Source organism: Streptomyces sparsus (assembly GCF_054776295.1).
In genome coordinates this window covers 1-616 of record NZ_BAAHCA010001637.1, presented here as the reverse complement: position 1 = coordinate 616, position 616 = coordinate 1, and the positions used below count along the sequence as shown (strand labels likewise).

At 74.7% G+C, this 616-nt stretch carries 1 pseudogene; it reads right to left on the bottom strand.

What is annotated here, in order from left to right:
- Positions 1-616, bottom strand: a pseudogene (locus ACYVE9_RS30040) (hypothetical protein); the annotation flags it as partial.

Below are 616 nucleotides of genomic sequence, written 5' to 3'. Positions count from 1 at the left end.
GTCGGTGAAGCGGTGCAACGTGCCCGGCAGGCGGGAGCCGAGCGGGGACATGGCCGTGTCGGCGCCGTGCCGGGCCAGCAGGTCCAGCACCAACCGGCCGCGGCGCACCCGCTCACGGGCGGCGGCCACCACCGCGTCCCGCAGGTGGTGCCCGGCCGGGTAGACGGCGGGCGCCTTGGCGAGCCCGAACTTCAGGTAGAGCGGCGCGCCGCGCCTGATCAGCTCGGCCACCTCGTACATCCGTACGTAGCCGCCGAGGTCGTCCGGCGCCTCGACGTACATGTCCATCGGGGCCGCCGACTCCCGCCGGATCTCGGTGAGATGGGCGAGGGTCAGGTCGCTCGGCACGTTGACGGAGTCGGCTCCCAGCCGCTCGTACACGGCGTAGGAGGCCGGGTTGACGGGCCCGACGAGGGCCGAGACCTTCAGGGTCGTCTCCGCCGGGATGACTCCTGCGGTGCGGGCCCGGTGCAGGGTCCACAGCACCCCTTCGTCGGCGATCAGCAGGCAGCGCACGCCCAGTTCGGTGGCCCGCACGGCGTCCTCCACACAGCCGGCCAGGGCGTCGTGGCCCCGGGCGCGCAGCCCGGCGCCGCCGGAGTCGGTGCGGGTGGAG